Source organism: Bacteroidota bacterium (assembly GCA_034723125.1).
Taxonomy (GTDB): Bacteria; Bacteroidota; Bacteroidia; order CAILMK01; family JAAYUY01; genus JAYEOP01.
Map to the genome: position 1 here is coordinate 1 of JAYEOP010000122.1, position 4,271 is coordinate 4,271.

A 4,271-nucleotide genomic window follows, 5' to 3' on the forward strand; every position below is an offset into this window, starting at 1 on the left:
TAAGTCTGAAAACAATCATATTAATGATAATAATTCCGTGATAACATATCTTGAAAATCGTATAAAGGAGCAAGTTGTTGAAATTGTTGAAATTAAAGAGCCTGAATATCTACAAGGAATTGACAATATTTTTAATAATGAATATATTAATGGATTGATTAAGAGTTATGAAAACAAAAGTAAGTAAAAACCCGAAATGCTAACAATAAATATAGTGCATGCCGCAGTTAGTTCACATTAAGACATATAGAATCCAAATAAAATTTTTGAATAAAGTGCGGCACGCCCCATATTCAAAACGTCAGACTGTCTAAAAACTATCCACAAATTGTAGATAAAAATAATTTGCTACCAAAGGAATAATTTCTATTTTTATAAATGAAATTTATACAAGGAAAAGACAGAAGGTAGTCATATATTTTCCCAAGCTCATTGTAAGAAGCAATTCAAAAAACGTAACCAAAAAAAAGCAAATTATTTTTGAGCAAAGCAGAAATAACTTTATATTTGACAAAAATTTAATCGGTGGTTTAGGGTTATGGATAGACTGCCGTTAGCTTTCATTGTGAGAACGACATCACAAAATTTAAAAAACTGCTAAATTTTTTTAATTTATGTATCTTTGTGATTGAAAATTCAAAAGTATGACAAAAGAGAATGCAATAAAATTATTTCAAGACCAAAGAGTGAGAGTATTGTGGGATGAGGAACAAGAAAAATGGTTTTTCTCTATAGTAGACATTATTGGAATTTTAACTGAAAGCTCGAACCCAAGAAAGTATTGGAGCGTTCTAAAAACCAGACTTAAAAAGGAAGGCAGCGAGTTGACTACAAATTGTAGTCAACTGAAAATGCAATCATCTGATGGGAAATATTACAAAACAGATGTTGCTGACACAGAACAACTTCTTAGATTAATACAATCAATTCCTTCACCAAAAGCAGAACCATTTAAAATCTGGCTTGCAAAAGTAGGTTACGAAAGAATTGAAGAAACTGAAGACCCGGAATTGGCATTCGATAGAGCAATGGAAACTTACCTTAAAAAAGGTTATTCTAAGGAGTGGATAAATCAACGCTTAAAAAGTATTGAAGTAAGAAAAGAACTTACTGATGAATGGCAAATACGAGGAATGAAAGAGGGTTTGGAGTATGCAATATTGACCAATGAAATAACAAAAGCATAGGCAGATAGAGATGTAAAAGCATACAAAAAACTAAAAGGACTAAAGAAAGAAAACTTAAGAGATAATATGACAAACTTGGAGTTGGTCTTAAATATGTTAGCAGAGGCATCAACAACTGAAATATCAAAAGAAAAAAAGCCGAAAGGACTTACCGCAAACAAAGAAGTAGCAAGAAAAGGTGGTTATGCTACAAAGAAAGCACGTGTTGAAATTGAAAAGCAAACTGGAAAACCAATTATTTCTTCTAAAAATGCTAAAGAATTAAAACAGAAAGATGATAATAAAAATAAAAGAATTGAATAATAAACAACGAAATGTCAACAAAGGCTGATAAAGCATGGCGGGCATAGTAGTAAATGGAAGATTTGCGCTTCGATTCATCATTATCACAATTTGAAAGATACATGCTCCGAACCCCGCCACGCTTCATAGCCTCGACCGTCAGACTGTCTAAAAAAATCAACAATTTGTAGATAAAAATAATTTGCTACCAAAGGAATAATTTCTATTTTTATAAATGAAATTTATACAAGGAAAAGACAGAAGACAGGCATATCTTTTTCCAACATCACTGGAAGAAGCAATTTGAAAAACGCAAACTAAAAAAAGCAAATTATTTTTGAGCAAAGCAGAAATAACTTTATATTTGACAAAAATTTAATTGGTGGTTAGGGTTATGGACAGACTGCCGTTAGCAATAATACAAGAAAAAAAGTAAAATTTACACAAAGAATCATTTCTTATTTGTATATTTGCAAAATATTAGTAAATATTAAATTTGTAAAAAAATGATTATACAGGAGTTTAGTTTTGGAAATTTTAGGTCATTTAAGGAAATTCAAACCTTAAATTTAGCCTCTGCAAAGATAAAATCTAAGCATAAATATATTGATGATAATAATATATTTATCAATAAAAAGAATACATCATTTCTAAAATCAAAAGCAATTTATGGTGCAAATTCAAGTGGAAAAAGCAATATTATTAAGGCTTTTGTAACATTTATCCAAATTATTAGACAGTCTGTAAAAGATGATAATATTTTAAAACTTGTAGAGTCTTTCAAATTTTCAACAGAAACAGAACAAGAGCCAAGTTTTTTTCAATTGATTTTTTGGCATAAAGATATCAAGTATAGATATGGAATTGAATTAGATGAAAAAAAGGTCTTTTCTGAATGGTTATTTGCAACACCAAACGAAAGAGAAATTCCATATTTTATTAGGGAACAGCAAGATATTATTGAAATAGATAAAACTAACTTTAAAGAAGGGAGTAAGCTTATTAGCCTTTTTGAAGAAGAAACTGATGATAATGAAATTTTTAGAAGTAATTCTTTATTTCTTTCAAGTATATCATCTTTAGGTTTAGGCAAGTTATCAAAAGAATTAATTAATGGTATTGCTTCTATTATTGTTATCAATGGACTTGGACATCAAGGGTTATATAATTATGCTGGGGACTCTTTAAGCGATAATAAAAAGAAAAAATATATTACTGATTTTTTAAAATATGGCGATACAGGTATTGAGGATGTAGAAACTATTGAAATTTCATCTGATGACTTACCTGAAGGCGTTGACAAAGAAACAAAAGACGATTTTGACAAAAAAGGGAAACAGAAAGTGTTAATTTCTTCTCGAAAGAAATATAATAAAGAATTAGAGTTTGAAGAAAATGAATTATTACCTTTTAGAATGATTGAATCGGAGGGTACTTTAAAACTTTTTGAATTAAGTCCTTTTGTTTATGAAGCTATTAAAGAAGGTCGCCCTCTTATTATAGATGAATTTGACGCTCGATTTCACCCTTTGTTAACGAAAAAAATAATTGAACTTTTTAATTCAAAAAAAAATTTAAATTCACAATTAATTTTCATTACTCACGATACCAATTTATTATCTTCGGAGCTATTACGAAGAGACCAAATTGAATTTGTTGAGAAAGATAAATACGGAGTAAGTCATTTGTATTCACTTACTCAATTTAAAGGAATAAGAAATACAGCATCTTTTGAAAAAGATTATATTCAGGGGAAGTATGGAGCAATACCTTTCTTGGGCGATTTTGGTAAACTATTAAACTTTGACAAAGATGCCTAAAAAAACTAAATCCATAAAAATTACTGACAGAAGAGCTAATAAGGCTTGGCTAAAAAAAGTTAGACCATCTGAATATAAGATAGAAACAAAAGAGCCAGAAAAGGTAATATTAATAGTTGGTGAAGGGCAAACTGAGAAATTATATTTTGAATCTTTTCCTGTTTTATCTCTTACTGTTGAAGCTGTTGATTTAGGAGGGCAAAGTAAACAGAAATTAATTGAATCAACAGAAAGTATTATCAAAGAAAGGACGACAAAATATGACGAAATTTGGTGTGTTTTTGATATGGATATAAAAAAAGGAGAAAAGGAATTCTCTGATTTCGATAATGCAATAAGAAGTGGAGAAGCAAAAGGATATAATATTGCATATTCAAATGATGCTTTTGAAGTTTGGTTTTATCTACATTATCAATATAATGACCAAGAAAATCATAGGAAATTTTATTACAAAGCATTAGGTGAAAAATGGAATCTTAATTATGAGAAAGATGGTAAAACTTATGATTTTTGTAAAACAATTTATAGCAAATTGTTAAGTGATGAAGATTCCTGTCAAGCTAAAGCAATTGAACGAGCAAAAAAACTGTTTAAAACACAAGAAAATTTAGATTTTCATAAACAAAATCCAGTAACAAAAGTTTACGAACTGGTTGAATACTTAAACTCCAAAATAAGGAAATAATATTGCTAGCAAAATGTATAGTTCATAGCTGTTTAGTAGTAAATACAGGCAGTGTAGCTCATATTGTGCTTCGTCAAATCTGCCGATTTGACTATTTTAAAGGTGGCAAATTTGGCTCATTGCGTAATTTGAACTTTATCGCTTTGAAGTCCGCTACGAAACTATACATCAGCTGTCAGATTGTCTAAAAAAATCAACAATTTGTAGATAAAAATAATTTGCCACCAAAGGAATAATTTCTATTTTTATAAATGAAATTTATACAAGGAAAAGACAGAAGACAGTCATATATTTTTC

3 protein-coding genes and 1 pseudogene are annotated in these 4,271 nt (G+C 29.1%); all 4 read left to right on the plus strand.

Features of this window, described 5'->3' with window-relative positions; genetic code table 11:
* Nucleotides 1-187, plus strand: a 187-nt coding sequence (locus tag U9R42_03715; protein MEA3495124.1) for a hypothetical protein, incomplete at its 5' end; no start/stop codon positions are given.
* Between the two features lie 457 nt (nucleotides 188-644).
* Nucleotides 645-1,490, plus strand: a pseudogene (locus U9R42_03720) (Bro-N domain-containing protein).
* Between the two features lie 485 nt (nucleotides 1,491-1,975).
* Nucleotides 1,976-3,289: an ATP-binding protein gene (locus U9R42_03725; protein MEA3495125.1), complete on the plus strand. Its 1,314-nt coding sequence runs from the start codon at nucleotides 1,976-1,978 to the stop codon at nucleotides 3,287-3,289.
* The gene (locus U9R42_03730) at nucleotides 3,282-3,974 is read left to right on the plus strand and encodes an RloB family protein (GenBank protein ID MEA3495126.1); all 693 of its coding nucleotides are present in this window, start codon (nucleotides 3,282-3,284) and stop codon (nucleotides 3,972-3,974) included. The genes U9R42_03725 and U9R42_03730 overlap by 8 nt, the downstream gene beginning before the upstream one ends.
* Nucleotides 3,975-4,271 lie beyond the last annotated feature (297 nt).

Coding starts and splice junctions, on each gene's coding strand:
- U9R42_03725 (MEA3495125.1), top strand. CDS start 1,976: ATGATTATACAGGAGTTTAGTTTTGGAAATTTTAGGTCATTTAAGGAA.
- U9R42_03730 (MEA3495126.1), top strand. CDS start 3,282: ATGCCTAAAAAAACTAAATCCATAAAAATTACTGACAGAAGAGCTAAT.